This window comes from Candidatus Stoquefichus sp. SB1, assembly GCF_001244545.1.
Classification (GTDB): Bacteria; Bacillota_I; Bacilli_A; order Erysipelotrichales; family Coprobacillaceae; genus Stoquefichus.
Map to the genome: position 1 here is coordinate 252724 of NZ_LN852694.1, position 25399 is coordinate 278122.

At 28.6% G+C, this 25399-nt stretch carries 46 protein-coding genes; 40 read left to right on the forward strand and 6 right to left on the reverse strand.

From position 1 onward, the window contains the following. Positions 1-1096 precede the first annotated feature (1096 nt). The gene (locus BN1865_RS04885) at positions 1097-1417 is read left to right on the forward strand and encodes a hypothetical protein (RefSeq protein WP_157844083.1); all 321 of its coding nucleotides are present in this window, start codon (positions 1097-1099) and stop codon (positions 1415-1417) included. Between the two features lie 705 nt (positions 1418-2122). On the opposite strand, the gene BN1865_RS04890 is transcribed toward BN1865_RS04885, so the two are convergent. The 5 genes from BN1865_RS04890 to BN1865_RS04915 form a co-directional block, all read right to left on the reverse strand. Then, on the reverse strand, positions 2123-3277 hold the full coding sequence (locus BN1865_RS04890; protein ID WP_050636139.1) for a tyrosine-type recombinase/integrase: 1155 nt from the start codon (positions 3275-3277) through the stop codon (positions 2123-2125). Between the two features lie 154 nt (positions 3278-3431). Further along, complete coding sequence (locus BN1865_RS18710; RefSeq protein WP_050636140.1) at positions 3432-3995, reverse strand: SHOCT domain-containing protein; 564 nt, start codon at positions 3993-3995, stop codon at positions 3432-3434. A 9-nt stretch (positions 3996-4004) separates the two neighbouring features. After that, positions 4005-4973, reverse strand: a complete 969-nt coding sequence (locus tag BN1865_RS04900) for a restriction endonuclease (RefSeq protein ID WP_232780333.1) — start codon at positions 4971-4973, stop codon at positions 4005-4007. A 646-nt stretch (positions 4974-5619) separates the two neighbouring features. Then, a complete protein-coding gene (locus tag BN1865_RS04910; protein WP_050636143.1) occupies positions 5620-6039 on the reverse strand; it encodes a helix-turn-helix domain-containing protein in 420 nt (139 codons plus the stop codon). After that, positions 6026-6478: a helix-turn-helix domain-containing protein gene (locus BN1865_RS04915; protein ID WP_050636144.1), complete on the reverse strand. Its 453-nt coding sequence runs from the start codon at positions 6476-6478 to the stop codon at positions 6026-6028. Before BN1865_RS04915 ends, BN1865_RS04910 begins: the two co-directional genes overlap by 14 nt. A gap of 140 nt (positions 6479-6618) precedes the next feature. On the opposite strand from BN1865_RS04915, the gene BN1865_RS04920 reads away from it, so the two are divergent. Further along, a complete protein-coding gene (locus BN1865_RS04920; RefSeq protein ID WP_198527239.1) occupies positions 6619-6825 on the forward strand; it encodes a helix-turn-helix transcriptional regulator in 207 nt (68 codons plus the stop codon). A 230-nt stretch (positions 6826-7055) separates the two neighbouring features. Beyond that, complete coding sequence (locus BN1865_RS04925; RefSeq protein ID WP_050636145.1) at positions 7056-7241, forward strand: hypothetical protein; 186 nt, start codon at positions 7056-7058, stop codon at positions 7239-7241. On the opposite strand, the gene BN1865_RS04930 is transcribed toward BN1865_RS04925, so the two are convergent. Continuing rightward, a complete protein-coding gene (locus BN1865_RS04930) occupies positions 7231-7554 on the reverse strand; it encodes a hypothetical protein (protein WP_050636146.1) in 324 nt (107 codons plus the stop codon). The two genes, BN1865_RS04925 and BN1865_RS04930, sit on opposite strands and share 11 nt — an antisense overlap. Before the next feature lie 78 nt (positions 7555-7632). Here BN1865_RS04930 and BN1865_RS04935 point away from each other — a divergent pair, with 78 nt between their 5' ends. The 37 genes from BN1865_RS04935 (at position 7633) to BN1865_RS05100 (ending at position 25233) form a co-directional block, all read left to right on the forward strand. Beyond that, positions 7633-7866 carry a hypothetical protein gene (locus BN1865_RS04935; RefSeq protein ID WP_050636147.1) on the forward strand — a complete coding sequence of 78 codons (234 nt, stop codon included), beginning with the start codon at positions 7633-7635 and terminating at the stop codon, positions 7864-7866. 51 nt (positions 7867-7917) lie between these two features. Next, positions 7918-8268: a hypothetical protein gene (locus BN1865_RS04940; protein WP_050636148.1), complete on the forward strand. Its 351-nt coding sequence runs from the start codon at positions 7918-7920 to the stop codon at positions 8266-8268. A gap of 246 nt (positions 8269-8514) precedes the next feature. Next, positions 8515-8772 (forward strand): hypothetical protein, encoded by a 258-nt coding sequence (locus BN1865_RS04945; protein ID WP_050636149.1) that lies wholly within the window; start codon positions 8515-8517, stop codon positions 8770-8772. Between the two features lie 10 nt (positions 8773-8782). Further along, positions 8783-8956 (forward strand): hypothetical protein, encoded by a 174-nt coding sequence (locus tag BN1865_RS04950; protein WP_157844084.1) that lies wholly within the window; start codon positions 8783-8785, stop codon positions 8954-8956. A 2-nt stretch (positions 8957-8958) separates the two neighbouring features. After that, a complete protein-coding gene (locus tag BN1865_RS04955) occupies positions 8959-9903 on the forward strand; it encodes an ERF family protein (RefSeq protein WP_050636151.1) in 945 nt (314 codons plus the stop codon). After that, the gene (locus BN1865_RS04960) at positions 9881-10252 is read left to right on the forward strand and encodes a recombination protein NinB (RefSeq protein WP_050636152.1); all 372 of its coding nucleotides are present in this window, start codon (positions 9881-9883) and stop codon (positions 10250-10252) included. Before BN1865_RS04955 ends, BN1865_RS04960 begins: the two co-directional genes overlap by 23 nt. Before the next feature lie 107 nt (positions 10253-10359). Then, complete coding sequence (locus tag BN1865_RS04965; RefSeq protein WP_050636153.1) at positions 10360-10656, forward strand: hypothetical protein; 297 nt, start codon at positions 10360-10362, stop codon at positions 10654-10656. Positions 10657-10679: 23 nt separating this feature from the next. Further along, on the forward strand, positions 10680-11495 hold the full coding sequence (locus BN1865_RS04970) for a phage replisome organizer N-terminal domain-containing protein (RefSeq protein ID WP_050636154.1): 816 nt from the start codon (positions 10680-10682) through the stop codon (positions 11493-11495). After that, entirely contained in the window at positions 11495-11959 is a 465-nt protein-coding gene (locus tag BN1865_RS04975; protein ID WP_050636155.1) for a replicative helicase loader/inhibitor, read from the forward strand. The genes BN1865_RS04970 and BN1865_RS04975 overlap by 1 nt, the downstream gene beginning before the upstream one ends. Further along, positions 11953-12420, forward strand: coding sequence for a hypothetical protein (locus tag BN1865_RS04980; protein WP_050636156.1), 468 nt, complete (start codon positions 11953-11955; stop codon positions 12418-12420). Before BN1865_RS04975 ends, BN1865_RS04980 begins: the two co-directional genes overlap by 7 nt. Next, the gene (locus BN1865_RS04985; protein ID WP_050636157.1) at positions 12410-12709 is read left to right on the forward strand and encodes a hypothetical protein; all 300 of its coding nucleotides are present in this window, start codon (positions 12410-12412) and stop codon (positions 12707-12709) included. Before BN1865_RS04980 ends, BN1865_RS04985 begins: the two co-directional genes overlap by 11 nt. Beyond that, positions 12706-12978 (forward strand): hypothetical protein, encoded by a 273-nt coding sequence (locus BN1865_RS04990; protein ID WP_050636158.1) that lies wholly within the window; start codon positions 12706-12708, stop codon positions 12976-12978. Before BN1865_RS04985 ends, BN1865_RS04990 begins: the two co-directional genes overlap by 4 nt. A 4-nt stretch (positions 12979-12982) precedes the next feature. Beyond that, positions 12983-13393 (forward strand): hypothetical protein, encoded by a 411-nt coding sequence (locus tag BN1865_RS04995; protein ID WP_050636159.1) that lies wholly within the window; start codon positions 12983-12985, stop codon positions 13391-13393. Beyond that, the gene (locus BN1865_RS05000) at positions 13368-13796 is read left to right on the forward strand and encodes a hypothetical protein (protein WP_050636160.1); all 429 of its coding nucleotides are present in this window, start codon (positions 13368-13370) and stop codon (positions 13794-13796) included. The genes BN1865_RS04995 and BN1865_RS05000 overlap by 26 nt, the downstream gene beginning before the upstream one ends. A gap of 5 nt (positions 13797-13801) precedes the next feature. Continuing rightward, positions 13802-14032, forward strand: coding sequence for a hypothetical protein (locus tag BN1865_RS05005; protein ID WP_050636161.1), 231 nt, complete (start codon positions 13802-13804; stop codon positions 14030-14032). Positions 14033-14040: 8 nt separating this feature from the next. Further along, positions 14041-14172: a hypothetical protein gene (locus tag BN1865_RS18925; protein WP_255351751.1), complete on the forward strand. Its 132-nt coding sequence runs from the start codon at positions 14041-14043 to the stop codon at positions 14170-14172. Further along, complete coding sequence (locus tag BN1865_RS05010) at positions 14169-14450, forward strand: DUF3850 domain-containing protein (RefSeq protein ID WP_050636162.1); 282 nt, start codon at positions 14169-14171, stop codon at positions 14448-14450. The genes BN1865_RS18925 and BN1865_RS05010 overlap by 4 nt, the downstream gene beginning before the upstream one ends. Further along, positions 14435-14644 (forward strand): hypothetical protein, encoded by a 210-nt coding sequence (locus tag BN1865_RS05015; RefSeq protein ID WP_050636163.1) that lies wholly within the window; start codon positions 14435-14437, stop codon positions 14642-14644. Before BN1865_RS05010 ends, BN1865_RS05015 begins: the two co-directional genes overlap by 16 nt. Then, complete coding sequence (locus BN1865_RS05020; RefSeq protein WP_050636164.1) at positions 14637-14894, forward strand: hypothetical protein; 258 nt, start codon at positions 14637-14639, stop codon at positions 14892-14894. The genes BN1865_RS05015 and BN1865_RS05020 overlap by 8 nt, the downstream gene beginning before the upstream one ends. Then, positions 14887-15129, forward strand: a complete 243-nt coding sequence (locus tag BN1865_RS05025; RefSeq protein ID WP_050636165.1) for a hypothetical protein — start codon at positions 14887-14889, stop codon at positions 15127-15129. The genes BN1865_RS05020 and BN1865_RS05025 overlap by 8 nt, the downstream gene beginning before the upstream one ends. After that, entirely contained in the window at positions 15119-15565 is a 447-nt protein-coding gene (locus BN1865_RS05030; RefSeq protein ID WP_050636166.1) for a hypothetical protein, read from the forward strand. Before BN1865_RS05025 ends, BN1865_RS05030 begins: the two co-directional genes overlap by 11 nt. Next, positions 15562-15825 (forward strand): hypothetical protein, encoded by a 264-nt coding sequence (locus BN1865_RS05035; protein WP_050636167.1) that lies wholly within the window; start codon positions 15562-15564, stop codon positions 15823-15825. Before BN1865_RS05030 ends, BN1865_RS05035 begins: the two co-directional genes overlap by 4 nt. A gap of 6 nt (positions 15826-15831) precedes the next feature. Next, the gene (locus BN1865_RS18300) at positions 15832-15996 is read left to right on the forward strand and encodes a hypothetical protein (protein WP_157844085.1); all 165 of its coding nucleotides are present in this window, start codon (positions 15832-15834) and stop codon (positions 15994-15996) included. Between the two features lie 129 nt (positions 15997-16125). Further along, positions 16126-16470: a hypothetical protein gene (locus BN1865_RS05040; protein WP_050636168.1), complete on the forward strand. Its 345-nt coding sequence runs from the start codon at positions 16126-16128 to the stop codon at positions 16468-16470. 166 nt (positions 16471-16636) lie between these two features. Next, the gene (locus tag BN1865_RS18305) at positions 16637-16783 is read left to right on the forward strand and encodes a hypothetical protein (RefSeq protein WP_157844086.1); all 147 of its coding nucleotides are present in this window, start codon (positions 16637-16639) and stop codon (positions 16781-16783) included. Next, a complete protein-coding gene (locus BN1865_RS05045) occupies positions 16764-17063 on the forward strand; it encodes a DUF4406 domain-containing protein (protein WP_050636169.1) in 300 nt (99 codons plus the stop codon). The genes BN1865_RS18305 and BN1865_RS05045 overlap by 20 nt, the downstream gene beginning before the upstream one ends. A gap of 107 nt (positions 17064-17170) precedes the next feature. Further along, on the forward strand, positions 17171-17368 hold the full coding sequence (locus BN1865_RS05050; RefSeq protein ID WP_050636170.1) for a hypothetical protein: 198 nt from the start codon (positions 17171-17173) through the stop codon (positions 17366-17368). Between the two features lie 30 nt (positions 17369-17398). Beyond that, positions 17399-17863, forward strand: coding sequence for an HNH endonuclease (locus BN1865_RS05055; protein WP_050636171.1), 465 nt, complete (start codon positions 17399-17401; stop codon positions 17861-17863). Then, the gene (locus BN1865_RS05060) at positions 17853-18299 is read left to right on the forward strand and encodes a single-stranded DNA-binding protein (protein ID WP_050636172.1); all 447 of its coding nucleotides are present in this window, start codon (positions 17853-17855) and stop codon (positions 18297-18299) included. The genes BN1865_RS05055 and BN1865_RS05060 overlap by 11 nt, the downstream gene beginning before the upstream one ends. Before the next feature lie 9 nt (positions 18300-18308). Continuing rightward, complete coding sequence (locus BN1865_RS05065) at positions 18309-18788, forward strand: hypothetical protein (protein ID WP_050636173.1); 480 nt, start codon at positions 18309-18311, stop codon at positions 18786-18788. A 183-nt stretch (positions 18789-18971) separates the two neighbouring features. Then, entirely contained in the window at positions 18972-19625 is a 654-nt protein-coding gene (locus BN1865_RS05070; protein WP_050636174.1) for a hypothetical protein, read from the forward strand. Between the two features lie 27 nt (positions 19626-19652). Next, positions 19653-20348, forward strand: a complete 696-nt coding sequence (locus BN1865_RS05075) for a DUF4417 domain-containing protein (protein WP_082189906.1) — start codon at positions 19653-19655, stop codon at positions 20346-20348. Then, positions 20349-20747 carry a hypothetical protein gene (locus BN1865_RS05080; RefSeq protein WP_050636176.1) on the forward strand — a complete coding sequence of 133 codons (399 nt, stop codon included), beginning with the start codon at positions 20349-20351 and terminating at the stop codon, positions 20745-20747. Between the two features lie 204 nt (positions 20748-20951). Further along, positions 20952-21356, forward strand: a complete 405-nt coding sequence (locus BN1865_RS05085) for a helix-turn-helix domain-containing protein (RefSeq protein WP_050636177.1) — start codon at positions 20952-20954, stop codon at positions 21354-21356. Continuing rightward, positions 21328-22665, forward strand: coding sequence for a PBSX family phage terminase large subunit (locus tag BN1865_RS05090; protein ID WP_050636178.1), 1338 nt, complete (start codon positions 21328-21330; stop codon positions 22663-22665). Before BN1865_RS05085 ends, BN1865_RS05090 begins: the two co-directional genes overlap by 29 nt. Before the next feature lie 3 nt (positions 22666-22668). Beyond that, positions 22669-24114, forward strand: coding sequence for a phage portal protein (locus BN1865_RS05095; RefSeq protein ID WP_050636179.1), 1446 nt, complete (start codon positions 22669-22671; stop codon positions 24112-24114). Between the two features lie 3 nt (positions 24115-24117). After that, complete coding sequence (locus BN1865_RS05100; RefSeq protein WP_050636180.1) at positions 24118-25233, forward strand: phage minor capsid protein; 1116 nt, start codon at positions 24118-24120, stop codon at positions 25231-25233. Positions 25234-25399 lie beyond the last annotated feature (166 nt).

The following is a 25399-nucleotide window of genomic DNA, read 5'->3' on the forward strand; positions in this document are numbered from 1 at the left end:
TCATTTTATTATTTATTTCTACTGTAGAACAACGCAATGACAGCAAATGCAAATTCACATATAACAATTTGTATAAAAAATATAAATAAATTTATTTCACCATACTTAATATAATTAAATGAATTTATTGCAAATATGACGATTAATATAAGATTGCTATAAAGAAAAGATTTTATGATCTTTTTTATATCGAATTTTCTCATTTAAATAAGCTCCTTCCATATCAACATCTGATATTTGAATTATAGTATGCAAATAAACTATATACAATTATTAGATATTAAAATATGTCTTTTATGTAATCTGACAAAATTTAAAAAGTGTATTTACTCTGTTATCTTGAATTGGTGTAAGCACATCTTTTAAAACTGTTTCTTTATCCTCAATACTTCATAGTGTAACTTCTATATTAAAGAGTTTTCATTAGTAATTGCTATAATCTTTCTATAGGTCATATTTTATGAGCTTACTCAAATGAATTGGCTATGTAACTTATAAAAAGGTTTAGATATGTTATATAAAATATATGTTTTGTTCACATGATACTTTAATATGAAAAAAGAAAATTTAGCTTCTAAAGCGTAAGGTCATCTCTTTAACAAAAAAATTTCTTAACTAGACTATAGGATAATAGGCAAAGAATACGTTATTATATAAACAAATTAAGAAAAAATAATAATCAATTATTCATAGATTATTATTTTAGTAGAACTTATCATAATTATTGATTAAATCAAATAGCAATCATAAAAACACACGTACCTTAGATAATCATTTAAATAAGTTTATCTTTTCATGTTTTTGTAATAGTAATAAACATGGAAGATATTTGCTACTAATATTATGAATAGAAGAGGTACTAATCTAGTTCCCCATTCTAGATATATCATATATATAACAAAACATAATACGACTATTGATATGATGAGTCCAATCATAAACGTGTTTTTTTTCATAATAACGTCTCCATTATAAAAGATACACGTGTCTTTATTTAGATTATAACATAATTAAATTTGCTTGTGTTTTTTTATATGATCTTCAAATTTTATGATATAATTTAGTTAATGAAAGGGTAGGTATTTAGTTTATGAATATGGAAAATATGATGAGTCATTTACTTTTCTCAGCTGTTGCAATATTTTTTTTCATATTGTGTAACCAGGCTAGAAAGTCAAAACATGCAGTTAGTTTTTTTAACATAATGAGATCAATTCAAGATTCTGATATTTCAAATATAGAAAAATATAATAAAAGTATTGCAATACTGTACTTTATATTTGGATTAATAATGGCAGGTGTCTCACTAATTGATGCTAGTAATCAAAAGGAAATAGCTATGTGTATAGTCGGTTTTGGTTGTGTCATATTAGTTTTGGGTAATTATTTAGTATTGAAAAAATATAGGAATAAATAATTTATTAAAGATAAGTTGGCTTGAGTTGAAAAGTAGAGTATTTGTAAGTAGAATAAGAAAATATGGAAGATAATGAGATTATTTATTTTTTATGTCCTTACTTGTTTAAAGGTGTCAATATAAATAAATTTAGAAGAGGAAATTAAGTTTTTATCAAGGACTTTATTCCTTTTTTTTCATTTGCTTATTTTGCTTTAGAACATAGTTGAACTTCATCAAGATAGTAACAGATTTTCTAGTTTTCAATTCAGTATGTTATTGTAATTGAAGTTGTAGAAAAAATAATTAACATCTGATATATCATCAAATAATTCTTTTACATTGCTTGAGACTGTAGAAAAATCAATTAAAATAACTGTCGACTTTCCTACACGTCTAGCACCTTCAATTAATAAAATAGTTTTACCATGAGAACTGTATGAATATTCTTTTTTAACATCTTCATAATCGTATTATATCTAAATAAAATACTAATATTTATGGCGTACCTCCAATTTCCGCAATTCAAAAATACATAAAACCTCCAAAAAACGCAAAACATAAGAGAAAAATAACATAAACTATAAAAGTTAATCAGAATTTTAATTGTTCATTCATTTTTATAATTATGAAAAGAAAACTAGCATTAAACCACGGTTTTATAAGGTCTAATGTTAGTTAAAGTTAGTAAAAACTTATTTAAAAGTTACAAACAAGTTACAAATATTATAGCTTTATTTTATTTATTTCTGTATACAACTTGTTAATAAAAATGTCTGTATATACATCATCTGTAAGGTCATTAGATTTATGGCCAACAATTCTTTTTCTTGCAAACGGATCCATATTATAAAGTTTTGCAAGTGATACAAATGTATGTCTACATGCGTAAGGAACTTTGTTATAATTCAGTTCTTTCATCAATGGCTCAAATAAATCACGATGATATTTATTTACAATATTATCACACTGTTTGATAATAAGATAATTAGGATGTTTTTCCAACAAATCTATTATAATAGGTTTAATTGTATCATGAATAGGGACTATTCTATCTCTCCCTGCCTCTGTTTTAGAGCCAGTAATCATATAAGATATCTTTCTCTTTACACCATCATCATTGCAATCTACATCTATATAAATTTTACTTGTGTCTATTTCTAGAAGTTCGTTAGGTCTGCAACCAGTAAAAATATATAATAATGCATATTTAGATTCTAATGTATTATGCTTCATAATGTTACGCACTTCGTCAACTGTAAATGATTTTCTTTTATCCGTATTATCTTCTTTTTTATCGTAACCTTTTAATGATATATCTATAAATTCAGTATAATCATCATCGCGGCTAATATATTGATGTTTAACAGCATATTTGAAAATATCCATAGTAACACCTTTCACATGAGATAAAGTACCTGTTCCTAGTCCTGCCTCTTTAATGTTGTCAAAGATGCTTTGTAAATCGTAAAGATTAATAGTGTTTATATTTTTATTATGTATGTCTGTTAATTTATTAAACCAACTCTTTACAGAGGCTTTGTTATTTTGAAACTTATATTTTTCTTCAAAAAGAATATAAAATATTTCTTTAAATGTAAGCATATCGGGAGTGATTGATTGCATGACTTGTTCGGTCAAATCCTGATCCAATGAATTTGCTTGAGTTGCATTAATTTTCTTTTTCTTCATGAGAGTATATAGTTTTATAAAATCCTCTGCTTCTTCTCTTGTCTCAAAGTACGCAATATATTTTTGTTTTTGCGAATAAGACATTTCTACAGTTTCACGGATCGCAAAAGGTTTAGAACGATTGCCTTTTAATTGTGTTATAGATAACGCACCATTAGCACGTCTTTTGAGTTTTCTTTTCTTAGGCATATACAACATCCTTTCTTTTTAAAACCTTGTACACGCCCGATAAATATGCTAAAATTGGGTATGTAAAAGGATATCCTTAATAACGTTAAATTCTTTTTACATTAGAGATATTACCAGTATCTCTTTGGCACATGTTACCAGCATGTGTCTTTTTTTATATTCCTAATAATTCTTTTTTCTTTATCTCAAATTCCTCTTGAGTAATGATTCCCATGTCTAATAATTCTTTTACTTTTTTTAGTTCTTCGTAATTATCAAAAGAAGTATTATTCGAAGTTTGATTAGAGCTAATTGATTTTGCTTTATTGATAGCATTTGTAATATTCTGCATAACTGTGTGATTGTTACAATCGATTATCAACATTTCTGTTATACCTTTTATTCTTAATTTTCCATATCCAGCAAGTGGCGTTGTCTTACTATCAATGGAGGTTATATCGCTAATATTTATTTGTTTAAATATCACTTGCATTAATACCTTTTGGCAAAACATAATTCTTTTATTAGTAACCACAACAATTCCAGATGTTTTATTTTTCATTGAAAGATTGTTTATATTTAATTTGTCATCATTACTATTGTTTTCTATATTGCATGTTGTAGCATAAATAGGATTTTCATCTATTTCCATTAATTCATCTAAATATTTTGCTGCGGACTTCATCATACCAATTTTTTGATTGTTTTTTTCATAAATTTTAATTATAGTATCCTTCATAATAATCTCCTATTCACTGGTCATGAAATTTTCAATAATATAATTACCATCCCATAAAACAACATTACTTTTACTAGATAATTCTATTGCCTGTCTTGTGAAACTACTGTTAGTCGCTACTATACCGATATTACAATTATAATATTCTTTTCCACCTAATACCTCTTGAATAGCAGAAACTCCAATAGGCGATGAATAAAATTTACATTGTATTGCATACTTTATGTTATCTTTTTCTGCTATTATATCAGCACCAAAATCATTAGATTTTTGAGTTATATATGATTTGTAACCAATTTTATTTAATAATGTTGATAAGAAAACTTCAAATTCTAAACCATTGGATATTTTTTCGTATTCTTTATAAATATTTGAATCATATATTTTGCTAAAAGTGTCATATACATCATCTTGTTTATATACAAAATCATAATTGACTGAAATATTTGATAAAATATATTTTCCATCACTCATCACAATCACATTATTAGTTAGAAGTTCTTCTATTGTATGATCGTACTGATATTCATTAAGGGATAATAGGTCCATAAAATATTCCTTGTCTACATATCCTTTTGTTTTAATAGTATTATAGAAAATATTTATGTAACGATTTGAAGACGTAATTACTTTATCTTTAAAAATGTTAATATCATAATCATATTGATAGTTACTAATATAATATTCTTTCCATAGTACTTCACGTGGAAGTGCTCGTATCTGTGGACCGATAACACCTTCTTTTTCTAAGTTATCGATAATTCTAGCAGATAGATTATAGCCTATATTGAATTTTCTTTGCAATGATGACGTGCTTGCCATTTGAGTTTGAATAATAAATTTCTTACATTCTTCATATAATTTTAATTCATCTTTTTCATAAAAATTGATAGCAGTGTATGCATCATTGCTTTCATTAGATATATCATTAAATTCTGTATTAATTAAAGAATAACTTAAATCATCATCAAAATTCATCTCTTTTTCTATATGCGTTTTACTTTTTATATATTTGTATATTTTAGGTATTATATATTTAATAGACATGAATATTAGATATATAATGCCAGCATAGAAAAATATACTAATTAATATAATTCCAAAAGATATACATAAGATTAATTTAATAAAACTTAGCTTTTCTTTTTTTGGATGAGCATATACTCTCAAGTAAAATCGCCTCTCTTTTCTTTGCCAATGTAAAAATAAATTTTTTGTGAGATTACTTTATATCTAACTATTTAATTATTCCTTCACAAACTAATTTTCGGTCTCTTTACACAGTTGTTCTAAATTCTTTATAATTTTCGTTATTGTATTATAGTGAAGTTCCTTGTTCTCATCTTCGTATATGAAGTTGTTTCTTAATATATTAATAATATTTCCATATAACTCCATCTGATGTTGAATATATTTTTTATTAACAATTACTAAATATGTGTTGTTTTTATAGTATGCAAAACCTTTCATATTGCTATAAGGCATATTTATAGGTCTGTATACTATTTTATGTTTCTTTAAAAATTCCTCAATACTATCATTACTAAAATACATTAATATCCCTTCAATCTTTTTTATTGTGTCAGCAATTCTTTTGGTCAAAGTACACAACAACTTTAAAGATTTAGTCCAAATCTCTTATTATTTTTAAAATTTGATACACCTCCTCGACAGATAAATCTTTATCCTCATCTAGCAATATCATTAGACTATTATTTTCGATAATTTCTTTATAGAGTTCTATTAATTCATACTCATTTTTTTCTTCTAAAAATTTAATTACGAGTTCTTCTTTATTCAAGTTTTTTTTATCTCCTATAACATATTTTGCGTTTAGTTTTGCTTTTTCTAAAACATTTATCTTATCAACCTCTAATATATCACATATCTTTTCAAGAACAGTTGATCCTATTCTTTTACCGTTTTCATAATCTAATAAAGTATCTTGATCAATGTCAAGTTTGCAAGATAGATACTGTACAGACATACCTTTACTTATTCTAATCTCTTTTAATATCCTACCAATTTCTTTATTTAGGTTCATCTTTGTCACCGAATGTTTCTTTTTCAAATGCATCAGCAATTCTTATTAAGTTTGCGACATCTGCTGGTTTTAATTTGGTTGCTTTATCCATTAGCAATATTAAACTTTCGTTGTTAATAAGTTCTTTGTATAAGTCAACAAGATGTCCGCCTTCATGTTCCATTAGATATTTAATGTTTTCATCATATCCTTCTTTTAATGCATCAGGATTGTTTTCTAGGTTTTTAAAGTATTGATCTTGTTTCCAACCAGTTAAATAATTCATATCGACATTAAAATAGTCAGCGATAATTTCAAGAGTTTCAAAGTTTGGTTCGCGTTTTCCTTGTTCATAATTAGCTAAAGTACTTCTTCCTATTTTTAGTTCGTCAGATAATTCCTGCTGAGATAAATTCATACTAGTACGAAGTTGCTTTAATCTTTCTCCAAAAACACCCATAATCTCACCTCTTTTCTATATTATAACACATTGCGTGTCATAATCAACACAAAAATGTTTCAAAATGTGTTGACACATAATGAAACAAGTGGTATTATACATACGTAGACACAAATCGAAACAAAAAAGGAGGTGATAAAATGCCAAGCAATGTTATGATAGGTGAAAGATTGAGAAATTTAAGGTTAAAAAAAGGAATAACTCAATCTAAAGTTGCTCAATCAATTGGAGTATCGTTATCGGCAATTACGAACTATGAATTAGGAGTAAGAATTCCGAGGGATGAAGTTAAAATTAAATTAGCTAGTTTTTATGGTTTAACAGTTGAAGAAATTTTTTTTAATTAATATGTTTCAATATGAAACAGAAAAAGAGAAAGGAGTAGATTATGAATAAAAAGAGCATCCACATAGGATACTCATAGGAATTGCTGACCACATATATTATACCAAATTTTACCACATTATTATTTGTTAATATTTGGTAATTGTCGAATTTTAGCGAAATATGTTTGTCAAACTATTCAATACAAATTAGAAAGGAAGTGAATGTTATTAATAAACACAATAAAGTTAAAATGTATTCAAATGGAACTTGTATGCACATTAGTATAGATGGTGTTGAGTTAAACCATGTATTATTAGCAGAAATAAAAAAAGGTGGATCATATCCAAAACTATTATTAGAAATTGAATGTGATATTGAAACACTGAATAAAGATGAATATAGAAAGTGTGTTTTAGATAAACACACTAATGATTGAGTTTTGAAACAAAGCTAACCAAATCTTTTATTCCATTCTTAAATCTTTTCTGCATATAAACGATTGCTTCATCAGTAATAATGAAGTTACCTATTATATCTTGAGCAATAAGATTTTGTTTATTAAGTTCTTCTAAATAATATTCATAATCTCCACCATTAAACTCAAGTAGAAATGATTCAACAGAACCTAGTTCATCATTTGAAAATGATTGAGCGACTTCTTTTGAAATGTTGTTGGATAAACGTGTTAAGTAATGTTTGTATATTTCACAAAGAAGTTTATCAGACATTGTTGTTAATTCAACAGACATATAATCACCTCCTTTCAAACTGATTATATCACGAAAAGAGGGTGAGAGTTATTTAAAACAGAAAGGAGGTGATAACAATTGGTTGCCGAAATTGAAGAAATTAGTGTACAAGAAGCTGCTAAAGCATTGCATAAAGGTGAACAGTTTGTAAGACAGGCAATTATAAATGGTAGTCTACCAGGTGCTTACGCAAAAGTTCGAGAGCGTACAAATTTCTTTATACCAAAAAAAGCGTTTTATGACTTTGCTGAACGTTTTGTTCGTAAAGAAAAAGAGCCATTGCCGCAAACAATGACTCAAGAGATTAAATGAATATCAAATATTTAATCGCTTATATTGTAAGCGATTGGAAAGGAAAAGTAAATGAAAATTAATGAAAACAGTGTATATCATGGCTTTGTTTTATATGAAGTTATAGATATGAGTAACTGGTGTAAGAAGAAAACTATTTTAAAGTTATTAGAACAAAGTGGTAACAAGATGAATGAAAGAGTATTTAGAGGTCTTGTTGCCTATAACAATATTTTATTTGCAGAAGGACAAAGAGAATTATATATCGCACATAGTAATGAGTATGGGTATATTGCTACTCTTGATGAAAACATTATAAGAGCAAGTACAGCCGATTTAAGGGCACGTGCTTATGACATGCTTTCAAAGGCAAATATGACAGAGAAGCAACTTTCAAAGAGAGGATATGATCCTTTGTTATGAAAGAAAGAATAAGTTTAATGTTAATGATATTCTTTACTGTAATTTTGTTCTTGTCAAACTTCGTTGAATGTTCTATGAATGTTCAATTAATTATTGTAATGGTTATGATTAGTTCGTTTATAAGTTTTGAGAGGTGTCTAAATGGAAGATAATACATATTTAATAATACGCATTGTATGTTATTGGATAATAGCAATTACAACGTTCTTGTTAGTTTTATATTTAAAAATGAAAGAGGTGTGTTAAATGAATGAAGAAATGAATAGTCTATTGAAAATTACTGAACTTGCTTATAAGGTATCTACTGCAAAAAAAGCAGATGTATTTGTTAATTATGCTCCACATGTAAATAATGTTGATGTTGTTATTCATAAAGAAGGATACTCCGAAGATAACGAATCGCAGATGTATTTTGTCTATTTGGATAATCGTTATAGATGTATAGGCAAAACACTTCATACAGAAACGGTTATCAAAATGTTAGAGGATATGTTAAATGAATAGCGATTATCACATGGAAATCTACAAAGGTGAAGATTTCTATGAAAAACAAGCAAGTTTAATTGAATGTCACACATGTTTAGAAAATGCAATTGATTGCTTAAAACCTTTTGATGAATTTAAAGATGAAGTTGATTACATAAAGATCGCTCTAATTGAAGTAAAAAAGAAAGAGGAGGAGTATTAAATATGTCAGATGCTAATGTAGAAACAATATTGTCCTTAGAAGAGCGTCAAAAAATGAATATCTATGAAAAGATGTCTCACATTACTAATGAACTAAAAAATATAGAAAAGGATTTGACTGTCAGTACTGGCAATAAATCTAGCTATAGAGCGTTAAGCGAAACAGCTATTTTAAATGCCGTTAAACCATTAGAACAAAAATATGGAGTTTATTCTTATGCTAAGCAAAGAAAGATAGTAGAAAGTAATGTATTTGAAAGAGAGAATAAATCAACAGGAAATAAATTAAATACATACTTTATGAGAATTGAGGTTATCTATAAATTTGTAAATATAGACAATCCTCAAGAGGTGTTAGAGACAACAACTTTTGCAGATGGCTTAGACAACGGAGATAAAGCTAGTGGAAAAGCAATGACATACGCTGATAAGTACGCACTTATGAAATCTTATAAAATTTCAACAGGAGAGGACCCTGATCAACAAACAAGCAATCCCAAAAATGACAATGAAAGATTTGAAATATCATTAGACATGTATGTTGATGAAAGTTATGCTAGGGAGATTATTAAATTAACAATCTATGATCTTATTAGAAAAAATGGAATTATTCAAGCAGAGTTAAATGATGTCATATCTAAAGAGTTGTGGACGGATTTATCGCATTTAAATTCATATCAATTGTTAAAACTAGAAGAAGAACTAAACTGTGTTAATATGTCTAATCACAAATGGCACAAGTTGTATAATCAAAATTCAAGAATAAAGGAAGTTGTACAAAAAGATAAAAAAATTGAATATATAAAAAGTTGGGAAAGGCTAGGGCGTGAAGCACTTAGATTAGCAGGTTCTGACATCAAGCAAAAAAATAAAATTGTAGAATTCTACCTCAATATTGGATATGACTTTTCTAAGGAACTGGATAATGAAGATAGTAGGAGCAATTAAAAAAATAGGAGATAGGGTTTTAGCAATTGAAAGCCCTACTCCTATACAGATTGATGAAAGCAAGAAGTACAAGATTGATATTGCTGAATATCGTTCTAAGAGGTCACTAGAGCAGAATTCTTATATGTGGGCATTACTAACCGAAATTGATAAAAAAATCAATGGTGGAAAGGCTAATAATCCTGTAGAGATTTATATTCAATGTCTTGAGCGTGCTCATGCAAAATCTAATTTCTATCTATGTGTTGAAGATGGATTAGATATGCTTAAACGTCAATTTAGAGCAACTCGTGAGATAGGCAAAGAAACAATAAATGGTATTGATTATATAAACGTTGAATGCTTTTGAGGTTCATCACATATGAACACAAAAGAAATGACTGATCTTATTGACATTGTGCTTGATTATGCAAGCGAGGTAGATATTTATACTCCATATTGGGAGGGGTTATTAAAATGAATAGTATTGATAAGGTTAAAAAGAAATCAATTATTCAAAAAGCATCATATTGTTGTATGGAATGTGGTAGCCATAATTTATTACATCTGCATCATTGTTTACATGGCATAGGTATTAAACCAAAGGCTGATAAAGATGGATTATTTGTGTTGTTGTGTATTAACTGCCATAGAAGATTGCATGACTCAGATGCACAACTAGACATGAAATATAAACAAATAGCACAACGTGCATATATGAAAAATCATACATTAGAAGAATTTAGAAATAGGTATCACAAAAATTATTTATAAAAGTTGGAAACGTAGGTGATTAGGTGTCAAAAAAATATTATTGGATAAAGCTTAAAAATAACTTCTTTGATGAACCAACAATTGATTTTCTTTTGTCTCAAAAAAACGGTTGTGAGTACATAGTTTTATATCAAATGCTATGTCTAAAAACATCAAATAACAATGGCATTCTAGCAACAGAAATCGGTGAAATGATTGTACCGTTTGATGCCGAAAAAATATCGAGAGATACAAAGTATTTTGATGTTGATACAGTTTTAATTGCTATGGAATTATATAGGAAATTAGGGCTTATATATGAGTCTCAAGAAGGGGTTTTATATATATCAAATTTTGATGAAATGGTTGGTGGAGAAACATCAAGCGCAAAGCGTGTAAGAGAGTATAGAGAACGTCAAAAGGCGTTACAATGTAACGATAATGTAACAGAAGAACCGTTACAAGAAGAGTTACAAAATAACAATGAAGTAACACAAGAGATAGAGATAGAGTTTAGAGATAGAGATAAGAGTAAAGATATAGATAAAGAGATAGAGATAAGAGTTCCTTATCAGGAAATCATCAGTCTTTACAATTCTATTTGTAGTCGTTTACCTAGTGTCATTAAACTTACAGATAAGAGAAAAAAATCAATGAGTGCAAGGTTTAAAGAATGTAGCAATGATTTATCGATTTTTGAAACATTATTTAACAAAGCAAATTTAAGTGATTTCTTATGTGGCATTAATGACAGAGGGTGGAAATGTGATTTTGATTGGCTTATTAACCAACAGAACATGGCAAAGGTTTTAGAGGATAGATATGTTAATAAGTCAAATGGAAGGGGTATGGCATTCTAATGACTGAACAGGAAACACAACAGATACTAAAAGTATTAAAAACAAATTATCCTAATTCATTTAAAAGCATGTCTAGCGAAGAAAGTTATAACTATTTGTCATTGTGGCATGAGGCATTCAAAAATAATGATGTCATATTAGTTATTAAAGCAGTTAAAGAAATTATTTATACAGACACAAGAGAGTTTGCTCCTAACATTGCACAAGTTAAGTCGGTGATTGCTAAATACAATACAAGCAATTTGTTAGAGAGTAAACAATCTCTAATGAAAAAGTATGATAATGATTTTGATGATAATTACGATTATAGAGAAGATGAAATGATATGTCTTATATTACACAAGATGAAAGATGCACAAGGTGATGTTTTAGCAGAATGTAAGCATGACTTTAATAAAGTAACTGGTCACGACTATGATACATATATGCAAAAAATATTTAGAAAAGAGGTAGAACTATGTTAAATAAAGAAAAATATGCAAAAGAGATAGTGGAGATTGTAACAATGAAATCTCCAGAAAACATTGCATTTGATACACGTATAGGAAAACTATGTAAATGTACGATATTAGAATGTGATAATTGTTTGTTTAGAACAGGAAAAGGTATATGTGATGAAAAAAGAAACATATGGGCTAACAGCGAATACGTTGAACTTATTAAATTAACACTTGCAGAAAAGATTATCTTAGAGAATATAGATAGTAATTTTAAATGGATTGCAAGGGGTGAAAATAATTATTTATTTTGTCATGAAAGAAAACCAATGAAATCAAAAGTTGATAGAATGATGTTTCTTGATGGTGGTCATTTTTCTCGAATACCGTTTGACAATTTGTTTAAATTCATAAAATGGGAAGATAATGAACCGTACAAGATTAAAGATATTTTGAATAATTGTGAGGTGGTAGAAGATGTGGATTAGAAGTCAAAATAAAGAAGAAATAGTTAAATGTTATGGTGCTAGTATTGTACATAACAATAATGATATGTTTAGTCTATTGTCCGTATTAACTAATAATTATACGATTGCATTAGGTGAATACTCAACAAAAGAAAAAGCGTTAAAAGTCTTGGATAAAATAGTTGCACAAATGGAGACATGCACAGAAACAAGAACGCAAATAAAACCATACTCAAATGGATCTGATTGGGATACATGTGAAAGAGTTGCAACTGTTGTTTTCCAAATGCCACAAGATGATGAAGTATGAAATTTAGACAAGAAGTCGAAAAAATTCTTACAGAGTTTCTTGTAGGGATTAATGTAAATTACATTGTCCCTCTTGAAATGGAATGTGATGAATTAAGAAGAAAGAATATTCAGCTTAATAACAAGGCAACACGTTACAAGAATAAATACAATGAGTTAAAAAGTTCAATCGGCGATGATACAACAAATTATCGTGACATGGCTATTAAGTTAAAGCAAGAAAGAGATATGTACAGAAATATGTATCGTAAATTAAAGAGTAGGAAGTGACAATATGCAACAACTTCAATTTGATTTATTTAATGAATTTGATCAGTACAATCCATCATTAGAAGAAATTTCTTTTGCTAAATCTGTATGCATAAAACATATATTTGAAGAGCATTTGTCTAAATTTGGAATTGATGATTTTTATGTGAATAGGGTGAAACCAAAACAATTAACATTAGGTAAAATCAAAAATGAACTTTGCAGGCAAACGAGATATATTGAATATTTTAATGAGTTTTGTGAACTATGTAAAAAGTATCTAAATTTAACAACATATGAAAATAATTCTTGTGGTATATGCATTGAATACGATTATGTAAGGTACTTTATGGATAGGAAGTCAGGTCCAGCGTATTGCATGTCCATGCTTCCAGATAAAGTTTTTGAAAATGGAATTAAAGAAGAATGGAAGTGATGATGTGGATCAATTAGATATATTTGAATTTATTAACGAAGATAAATTTTGTTTTGATGATGATATTAACCATATTGTTGAACTTGTCGAAAAATTAATGCAACCATATCTTGATGATGGAACGTTTACGGAACTATGGGAAAAGGAGTTCGGTATATGGGAAGATGGCGAAAAGTATGGTTATCGTTTGAGTATGAACTATATTTACAATGATGACATTGAAAAGGATTATTTTAAATACTATGAAAAAAATCCATTGTACATGAAAAAAATAAACGAACTTAATCTTGATGAACTGTTTGAGTATAGTGAACAACACAATATCGAATTAAGTATTCATCCAACGCCATTTATGGTTTGTATTTATACAATGTTTTTAGATAAGAGAAAAAAATTGAGGTGATTGAAATGGAATCATTTTTTTGGAGAGAAGATACATGCTTTACATGCAAACATTTAAATAAAAAGATAAAGAAAAAGGAATATGATTTTTTTTCTTATGGATGCTCAAAATGTGGTGATGTTGGTTTTGGAATAAGATTTGATGAAACGCAAGACGAAATCGATATAAAATTAAAGTCGCATGTCTGCGGTGATTTTGAGAAAAAAATGGAATGTGAACAATTAAGTTTATTTTAGCAAATAATATGACAACACAAGAAAAACTAAAAGAAGTAGAGAAAAGAATTAGAAACTCTACTTCTTACAAGAATAGAAATGATTTAAAGAAGCATAAAAAGAGATTGCTGAAACAATTGAAGAAAGAAGTGAAAACATGAAAGTACATAGACTAAAAATATCAACAAAATATCTTGTAGCACAAGTAGATGGACGCAAAAATTTTGAAGTTAGATATAACGATAGAGATTATCGGGTTGGAGATATTCTTCTATTAAATGAATGGGAGAATGGCAATTATACAGGAGTGTTTATCTGCGTTAAGGTTACGTATGTATTAGATAACTTTATAGCGTTAAAAGACGGTTTTGTAGTATTGGGAACAGAGCAAATAATAGGAAAAGAGTTGGAGGAAGTTTTAAAATGTGTGACAGAATAGACTTACTAAAGAAGATAGATAATTTAGATAAGGCATTGGATAAAGCATGTAAAAGATTAGCTGAAATGGGTAAAAAAGCAGTGATGTGTGACCATGTCTATTGCAACGTTGATGATAAGTTTGATACGAGCACTTGTAGAATGCAATGTGAAAATTCAGAAAGTTGGAAAGAGTGGTGTATGAAAGATGAATAAAGAAAAACTATTAAAAGCTGTAGATGATTTAAAGAATGAATACGATGCATTTTATATGATGAATAGATGCTCATGGGAAAAAGATGAAAACACTCATGCAGAAGAATTTGAAATGTTATCAAATATTCAAGGCGATAAAGTTCAAAACGCTTTAGCATGGATACATGATTGTTATGATTGTTACTACAAAGATGAATTAGGTGAAGATAATGCATTTGCATATCTTAAAATGGTGATTAAAGATGAATAAATATCAAAAATCTTTAAATACGTTGAGAAAAGAGTATCTAAACAACGATTCGAAAGAGTGTGATATTTTACAGGAATTAGTTGATAAAGCAACGCCTAAGAAACCAACTAAAATATATAAAAGATGTCCAAATTGTGATCATAAAGTTAGTTGGAATTATTACGCAGACAGAAAACTAAATTATTGTCCTGAGTGTGGTCAAAGATTAGATTGGAGTGATGAAGATGTTGACTAAAGAAGAATATATAAAAAAACATGGTGTTAGTGAAAAAGAATTTTTATACTATTGTATAAACTGTTTGAATAATAAATTTATGCGTGATGATGACAACGTAAATGATTTAAAAGGTTTCTTATATGATTTAGTGGTGGATTATTTTGAACTTAAAGAAAAATATGAAAGTTTGCTTGATAAAATAGAAGAACTACATGCAACAATTCATTCGCTAGATTGTGAGTTGTATGAACTTAATAATCCTAAGCCATACAAATTTGAAGAACTTCATGAAGATATGTGGGTATGGGACGATAAAGAACAAATATGCTGTCAAATATGTGATATTCTATCATTTAATGGAATAAGCGTTAATTATCATTATGAAAATGTTTTAGAATTTAAAGAAAATCGTTTCTATCCACCATCAAAAGCAAATCAAGGTAAAGAACAGTGAAACAGTTAGATATCTTTGGAAAAGAAACAGATGTAGCAAAACTCAATGAAGAATTAAAAAAGAAAACTATATCAAGACCAACAATAAAAGGCAAATTTAGGATGAAGTATGGTTATGATAAAACAAACAGATGTAAAGATTGTGTATATCATGAATGTATGCATTATAACAATAAGAATTATCACAAGTGTCAAAAGATTGGATTTTCTAATAGTAAAGCAACAGAGGCGATAGGAGATAGACATGAAATGGGAGGATAGCAAACAATGAAAGCAATAATCGAATATAAAAATAATCAACAAGCAGAAATTGATGAAATAGAAGATGTGGCATTTTGTAAATATGATATCGAAATTTATTATCCTGAAACAGATGATGTAACTGTAATATGTAAAGGAGATATAAACAGTATTGAAATAAGTGAATTTTAGAGAAAAAAATCATAAAAACTATTTAACATTAGAAACAGTCTCAAAGCCCTTGAAACATAAGGACTTTGGGGCATTGAGATAACGCAACATAATATAGTGGTTATGTTGCAAGGAAAGAGAGGTGAAAGTATGGTTAAAGTTTATCGAATGAATGATTTTAGTTTTGTTGCTAGTGATCTATCTGTTGAAGAAACAAACGCATGGTATGAAAAAGAGTTTGATGATGTAAATGATATAGAAGATATTAGAGAAGTTGATTTGGATAGTGAGGGAATGTGGTGGTTGCTAACAGATGAAAATAGAATACATGAATTTCTAAATGAATGTATCGAAGAGACAATGACAGAAACTAAATTTGGTTCATTGATGACTAGAAATTATAATGAAGTATTTGAGTTTATATCTTATAGAGAAGCATTGAAAAGAAGTGGAGAATACACAGAGCCTTATGAAATTGCTAGTACAGAATTTTAGAGAAAGGAAGTTAAAGAATGACAAAAAAAGAACTATTAATTCATGCTATTATATTGCTTTTATTTAATTATTTATTAACTAATACAATACAAGGAACTTTGTTACTTACTTCTTTAGTAATGAATATAGTTCTATTCAAAGAGCTATTTTTGAGAGGAAGTGAAAGATGATGAATGAAGTTCAACTAACAGTTGAAGAAATTGATTATATTTTAAACTATCCTAATGAGATAAATATTTTCAAATGGTCAGGTATTGTTAAAAAATTAAAAAAACAAAAGGAGATATTAGAAAATGAAAAAAATATTTATTAGTCAGCCTATGAAAGGCAAAAGTAATGAAGAAATTAAGAAAGAACGTGAGTTGATCATAAACGACATAGAAGCTATTATGGAAGATGAGCAATTCGTGATTTTGGACACAGTATTTGAAGATTTTAAAGGTGCAACACCTCTAAAGTTTCTAGCTAAGTCTTTAATGGTTCTAGCAGATGCAGATTATGTATATTTCGCAGAAGGATGGGAAGAAGCACGTGGATGTCGAATCGAGCATGAATGTGCTTTAGAATATCGCATTACACTTTTGGAGGATTAGAATATGTACATAAGTGAATTTTGGGTAGGAGTGGGTGCCACTTTATTAGTGGAGTTAGCAGCAATTATTATTTATGCAATTTATGACAATGAAAGGAGAAAGGAATAATGGGATTATTAGATGTATTATCAAGAGAAGATAGAGTAGAAGTAACGTTCAGTGATTTTTATAACATGGTTAAGGAGTCATCAAAATTTGATATTGTAGAAGATGCTTATAATAGAGGTCATGATCCAAAAGCAATATTAGATATTATGTTTGAGACAAAAGGAAAAATAGATGTTAAAAGTATTTTTGAGGAATAGATAAAGTTACAATAATTAGGAGGTGTTATATTGTCAAAAAAATGGGGAAAAGATGAAATAGCAAAATTAAAAAAATTATATCCCTACTATAAAAATAATGATCTATCAATACTTTTTAGAAGGAGTGTTTCATCAATACAACATAAAGCAACTTGTTTAAAATTAAAAAAAGATGATGATGCAATGTATCTTATTAGAAGTAAAAACAAGCAAAATGAGAATTGTAATTTTTGGAATGGGGGTAGAAAGCAAATTAAAAAGGGTTATATTATGATCCTTGATAAATTACATCCTAAAGCTGATATTAACGGATATGTTATGGAACATAGAGTTATTGTTGAGAAAAGTATAGGTAGATATTTGAAAGATGATGAAGTGGTACACCATATAAATGGTATAAAAAACGATAATAGAATAGAAAATTTAAAAATAATGAAATTTGGTGAGCATACTAGATTTCACAATATAGAAAGGAAGAAAAGACATGATAAATAAATTTATTGGTGTTGGAAGATTAGTAAGAGACCCAGAATTAAGAAGAACAAATACAGGTGATGCCGTAACAAGTTTTACTTTAGCATTGAATCGTAATTTTCAATCTGCTGATGGACAACAAGCAGATTATATTAACTGTGTTGTTTGGAATAAAGTGGCTGAAAATGTTGAAAAGTATTGTTCTAAAGGATCTTTAGTTGGTGTAGAAGGAAGACTACGTTCTCGTAGTTATGATAATGCACAAGGACAGAAAGTATATGTTGTAGAAGTTATATGTAGTAGCGTACAATTCTTAGAAACAAAGAAAAAAGAAAATTCACAACAATCTCAAGTGGATCAGGATAATTTCTATGATATAAATTCAGTTGATTTGGAAAAGAATTTTGATAATTCTTTTAACTCATTTGATATCATGGAAGATGATATTCAGTTTTAAGGAGATATTATGGCAAAAATAAATAAAAAAGCAGAATATTTAAAAAATGAATTGCGTAGCTATAATTCAATGAAAGAATGGATTGAGAAAGATGAATATGTTTTTGATGATCGTATTGCATGGTATGATAAAAAGATTAAAGAAATTGATATACAATTAAATGCTGGCAATGCAAAAAGTATTGAATATGGATATACACCAACAACTGGCGTTAAGGAACCACTTCTAACTTTATTAGCAGAGCAAGAGAAGCACATAAAGAGACGTGATGAACTTGTTGATTTAAAGCAAAAAGATATATATGGATTTAAAGCACGTGTTAAGTTTGTGGAGGATTGTTTGAATAAATTAGATGAAGCATGGCAAAAAACGCTTATAGAAGAACATTATTGTAATAATAAGTGCATAGATGACTTAATAGATTTAGTTCCACGATCAAGAAGTCAATTATATGATGATAGAGAAAGTTTGATACTAAAAATTATATAATTTCGGATTTTATCCACTAAATTATATGTTAAAATGTTATTGTAAGGATTTAGGGCAAAGTCCTTATATCTTTCCCAAACAGTAAGAAATCACTAAATGTGGTTTCTTTTTCTTTTGTGATAGTTTCATAATATTACAAAAAATGGTATAATACCTTATATTAATTGTTTGGGAGGAAATTATGTGATAGATATAATTAATAATGTTTTAAATAGTGAAACAGTAAAAATATGGGTTGCTCCAATTGTTACGGGATCTATAGTTGTTTTTTTGGGTTATATCTTAAGAATTATTTTGAAAAGAAAGAAAGTAGTAAAAGAATTAGACACAATTAAAATAGCGGAGACGAAACTAGTTGATATTGTTAGACCGTTTTTTATAAAAAAAATAAATTTATCAGAAGATGTATTATTTTATTTAAGAAGTAATATTATTAAGGAATACAGTATTGACGATAAAAAATTTATGACATTAAAAGATTTAATGTGTGTATTAATATATGATATTTCAAACACTATGTATATTGATGAAATTGCAAAAAAAGAACTTATCATTGAGATAATGGATAGTTTTAGTTTTTTAAATGAAAAAGAAACTAAGTCTTTGGAAGCTGAATATTTAAACTTCACAGAAACTAGAAAGTCATTATTCGATAGAAAAATGGATTTATCAAATAAATTGGCGGGATCAATTGCTATGTTTAGTACAATACTTGGAATTTATATATCAATTGTTATAACTTTTCCAAATATGTTTTCTGATGAGAATATTTTATTTATTCTTCCTGTTATGCTTAGCAGTATAATATTGGTAATAATGTATATAAAGCAAAAGTAATATATATTCAAACATTAAAAACGTTATATGAGCAATCTTTATGGATTGCTTTTTATTATACAAAGAAAGGACTATACAATGAACAAGGAAAAGATATTAACAATCAAACGTCTAAGATTGGATATTTATAACGAAGATCATGTAGATGGATTCTATAATATGCCAATCATAAGGAAAGAATATGTCAAACCTACAGATTTAGTTGGATTTAATTATATAAAGTCTTATAAAAATAAGAATGTTGGTATTCATATGTTCCTTGATGATAGTCAGTTTGAAAGATTATGGAATAATCCTGATAAGTATATAGATGTATTAAAAGAATATGAATGTGTATTAAGTCCTGATTTCTCTTTATATTTAGATATGCCTATAGCTATGAAACTATGGAATGTCTATAGAAGTAGAATAATAGGACAGTATCTTCAAAAAAATGGAGTACATGTTATACCAACGATTAGTTGGGCAGAAAAAGAAACATTTAAGTTTTGTTTTGATGGTATAGAGAAAGGAAGTATAGTTGCTATATCGACTTTAGGAGTTAAACGTAATGATAAATCGTTGCAAATATGGAAAGATGGAGTAGATCAATTGATAAAGATTCTCAATCCACCATGTATATTATGCTATGGTGGTAAAGTCGACTATGATTTTAAGAATATAGAAGTTATATACTATGAAAACAAAATTGTAAAAAGATTCAATCGATTAGGAGATGATTAAATGGGTGGCAGAGGCGCAAGCAGCGGTATAAGTGATAAAGGAAAAGTATATGGTAGTGAATATAGTACACTGCTGAAAAGTGAAAACATAAAGTTTGTAAAATACAATGATTCTAAATCGGCAAAGACACCACAAGAAACCATGACAAAGGGTAGAGTGTATGTTACTGTTAATGATAGTGGAGATTTAAAAGCAATAACATATTATGATAAAAGTGGTAAAAGAACAAAACAAATTGACATATCAGGTAAACCACATAAGATTGATGGCAAATGGGTTTTACCACATTCGCATTATGGTTATTTTCATGATGAAAAAGGTACTTTTAAGCCATCAAAAAGTGACAATGACATAATTGACAAAGTAATACAGTTATGGAATAATAAGCGTAAGAGGTAGTAGTTTAAGAGGCAAACGCAATGCATAGTTTGTAAAAATGCATTTATATGAGAATAGTCTAAGTAAAATCACTTTATGGTGTGCACTCGACTAGATAATATAGGTGAAACTATGGTTGAAATGACGGTTCGAATCCGTCCACCTCTTTTAAGCAATCAATTTAAAGTTGGTTGCTTTTTATTTTAATGAAAGGAAGTGAACTGAATGGCTAAACGCTTAACAGATAAACAGAAGAAAAAAATTATAGCTGATTATGTTGAGTGTCAAAACTATTCAGCAGTTGCTAGAAAATATAAGATATCAGCAAATACAGTAAAGAATATAATTTGTTCAAATGATGAATTTGCAAGAAAATGCGAACATAAAAAAGAAGAGAATACCAAAGACATGATAGAGTACATGGATTCAAAGAAACAAGATGCAATGAAATTCATTGATTTAGCATTAAAGGAAATGATGAAAGAAGAAAAACTAGAACGTTCAGGTATTCAGGCTTTAGCAACTTCAATAGGAATTATTGTAGATAAGTTCTATCCAAAGGATCAAGCGAGCAATAATGATGAAAGGGTTGTGATAGTCAATGATTTGCAAGACAGTAAAATTGAGTGATTTAATTATTCCTAAGTATCATGATACATTTAATGACATATCATATGTACATAAGATATTCACAAGTGGTCGCGCTGGAACGAAATCATCACGTGGAGGGATAAGAGCAGTATATAAGATTGTAAGTGATCCTGATTGTTCTGTGGTCATTATGAGAAAGTTCCATAACAAATTAAAGAAAACTGTTTATAAAGAAACATTAAGAGCAATAAGAAGATTAGGCTTAGACAAAAGAGATTTTAAGATTACAGTATCACCAATGGAAATTAAATACTTACCAAATGGAAATACAATCTATTTTACAGGTAATGACAGTATTGACGATACAAAAGGTATGATTGATGAATCCAAACCTATTAAGCTTGTTGAAGTTGACGAATTAACAGAGTTCTTTGATAAAGGTGATGGCGAAGATGAATTAGCAAATATAGAGGCTACTTTCATTCGTGGCAATGATCAAGAATTCTGTATGGAGTACTATTTCAATCCACCTCGAAATCCAAAAGCACCAGTTATGCAGTGGGTTAAAAAGATGGAACAAAGAAGTGATACAATTCATATTCACACAGATTATAGAGACGTTCCTAAAAAATGGCTGGGACAAAAATTAATTGATTCAGCCTTACAAATGCTTAAGTCTGACGAGAAGATGTATAACTGGGTATGGTTGGGTTTATGCACTGGTTTAGATGAACTTATTTATTATATGTTTAATAAGAGGCATATTGAAGAACCAACACAAGAGATACTAAGTGATTTAAAGATGTTAGGTATTGGTATTGACTATGGTCAAATGAATGCAACAACATTTGAATGCTTTGGAATAGATTTTAAGAATAGAAAATTAAGGGGTGTTGATGAATACTATCATAGTGGACGTGAGAGCGGACATCAGAAATCACCTAGTCAATATGCTAATGACTTTAAAGAGTTTGTTGAAAACATTGAAAAAAGAACAATGAATAAAGTTACATTTGCAGTCATTGATCCATCAGCAAAGGGATTAGCAGAAGAAATTAAAAGAGTCTGTCCACATATAAAATTTATAAGTGCAGACAATACAGTTATAAAAGGCATCAACAGGGTACAAAAGTTGTTGTCTTTTTTTATAATGACATTAAGCTCAAAACAGAAACATGCAATTGATGAATTTCAACTATATGAATGGAATATTGACCTTGTTGAAAAAGGTCAGGAAGTACCTATTAAGGCTAATGACCACTGTATGGATGCAATTAGATATTATGTAATGTATGTTTGGAAGTATTTAAGAAGATTACTTCCGTTTTTAATTGAGAAGGAGGAATAAATAGTGCAGCTAAATACTTTCTTTAAAAGACTAGGATATGATATAGAACCTAGAGAAATCATGATGCCATACATTGATAAGTGGAAAAGCTGGTATAAAGGTGATGTCGCTAGTTTTCATCATTATTATATCTACAATGGCAATAAAAATGTTCCAATGCACAGAAAGACACTTAAAATGGCAAAGAAGATAAGTGAAGATTATTCAGGACACTTGATGAATGAAAAAGTATCTTTCAATTTTAAGGATGAAAAGACAAGAAAATGCATTGATCAAATACTTAATGATAACTGTTTTTATGTATTGGCAAATGAAAGCATTGAAAAATCTTTCTCAATGGGTACAGGAGCATTTGTTCTTTCGTTAACAGATTTAATTGTTGATTCTAATACAAAATATATTGATTCAAAAGAATCTAAATTAAAGATTGAATTTGCAACAGCTGATAAGATTATCCCTTTGTCTTATGCAAATGGTAAGATAACAGAATGTGCATTTGCAGTTCAAAAGAAAATAGGAAACAAGAATGTTTTAGTGGTATCTATTCATCTATTAAGAGAAGATAGATATATTATTAAAAACTATTTATTAAAGATTAATAGAGGTGGAAATCTAACAGATATAAGTAATGAAATGGATGACAGCCTACGAGAGTTTGACACACAAAGTCATTTACCGTGGTTCTTTATTATAAAGCCTAATATTATCAATAATATTCAAGATGGCTCACCATTTGGTATATCTGTTTTTGCTAATGCCATAGATGAATTAGAAGGAACAGATATTACATATGACAGTTTCATCAATGAATTTGTTTTAGGAAAGAAAAGAATATTCATTGAAGAGGATCTGACAAAGGTTGATGAGAGTACAGGACAATTGAAATTTACGTTTGACACAAATGATGTTGTATTCCACCAATTACCAACAGGAGAAATGGGAGAAGGAAAGAATAGACAGCCTATTATGGAGTCTAATATGACATTAAGAATCGCTGAACATAAAGAAGGTATACAACTTAATCTAAATTTATTATCAAGTAAGTGTGGCATGGGAGATAGTTATTATACTTTTGATGGTAAAGGTGTGAAAACAGCAACAGAAGTCATTAGTGAAAACTCTGATTTATATAGAACAATCAAGAAACATGAAATTGTTTTAGAAGATACTCTAGTAGATATGTTTAAGTCTATAATTTATATCTGTAAGAATTTTCTTAATTTAGATGTCAATGAAGATGATGAAATTACAATTGATTTTGATGATTCCATTATAGAAGATAAAGCAGAGAAAAAGCGTCAGGCGTTATTAGAGAAAAACGCTGGACTTATTGATGGTGTAGAATATTTTATGATAACAAGAAATTATACAGAGGAACAGGCACAAGAATTTGTTGATAAGATAAGAAATCGTTCTCCAATTGAAGAAGAGCCACCAATTGAGGAATAAAGTATGTTAAATGATAAGGATTTTGAAGAACTTATAAGACCAATTATTGATATGTACAATGAAATGGAGTACGAATTACTTTTAGAAGTAGCAAGAAGATTTGAAACATATCGTAATGTTGGTGGAAGCCTTGAATGGTATGTTGCTAAATTGGATGAATTAGGTGGTCTTAATCAAGAGGCTATTAAGATTATTGCTAAGTATTCAAAACGAAGTGAAACAAAAATTAAGCAGATGTTAAATGATGCTGGCTATAAATCAATTCCTATTGCAGAGTTTAGAGAAGTCTATAAAGCACGTGGAACATTAATCAATCCTGATGCCATTAATATAGCAAGAGTTATAGAAAATTCATATATTGAGGCACAAGAGACATTTAAGTTAATCCATACAAAAGCATTAGAGGGTACAAAAAAGGCTTACATGGACGTTCTAAATCAATCTTATTTAGAGGTAAGTGGTGGCTACTATGATTACAATACATCTATTCAAAATGCTTGTAAGAAAATGGCTAAGCAAGGAATAACATGTGCGACTTATCTAAGAAATGGTAAAGAGGTTAAGATGTCGATTGAATCAGTTGTTCGTAGAGATACATTAACAATGGCTAATCAGATGGCTAACAAAGCGAATGATAAGTTTATTTATGATATGCAAGCAAAACATGTTTATGTAAGTGAGCATATGGGTGCTAGAAACAGTGGTATTGCTTGGCAGAATCATGAAAGTTGGCAAGGTCAAGTTTATCTTATTAATGGCAGTGATGATCATTACAAAAATTTTGAATTGACAACAGGATATGGCAAGGTTGATGGATTGGCTGGTGTGAATTGCAGACATTATCATTATGCTTTCTTTCCAGGTTTTAGCACAATGCCTAAAAGATTAGTTGATGATGAAGAAAACTCTAAATTGTATGAATTGATTCAAAAGCAACGATATTATGAACGTGGTATTCGTAATTGGAAAAAGCAACTTGCAATCTATGAAGGATTGAATGATGAAATAAACATTGTTCGTTGTAAGAAGAAAATAAAGCAATGGCAAAATAGCTTACAACAGTTCATTAATGAGCATGATGAATTGAAACGTGACTATATGAGAGAAAGAGTTTATTAAGGAGGCTTGATAAAATGAGACAGAAACGACGGTCTAACAGACCACTGGCATAGATATGTTGTAAAGCAAGATAAAACATTCTATGATCAACAATTGAATATTAATGTACATAAAACTATTTACAAATGTGCCATATGCGGATATGAGCATGTTGAAAGAACCTATT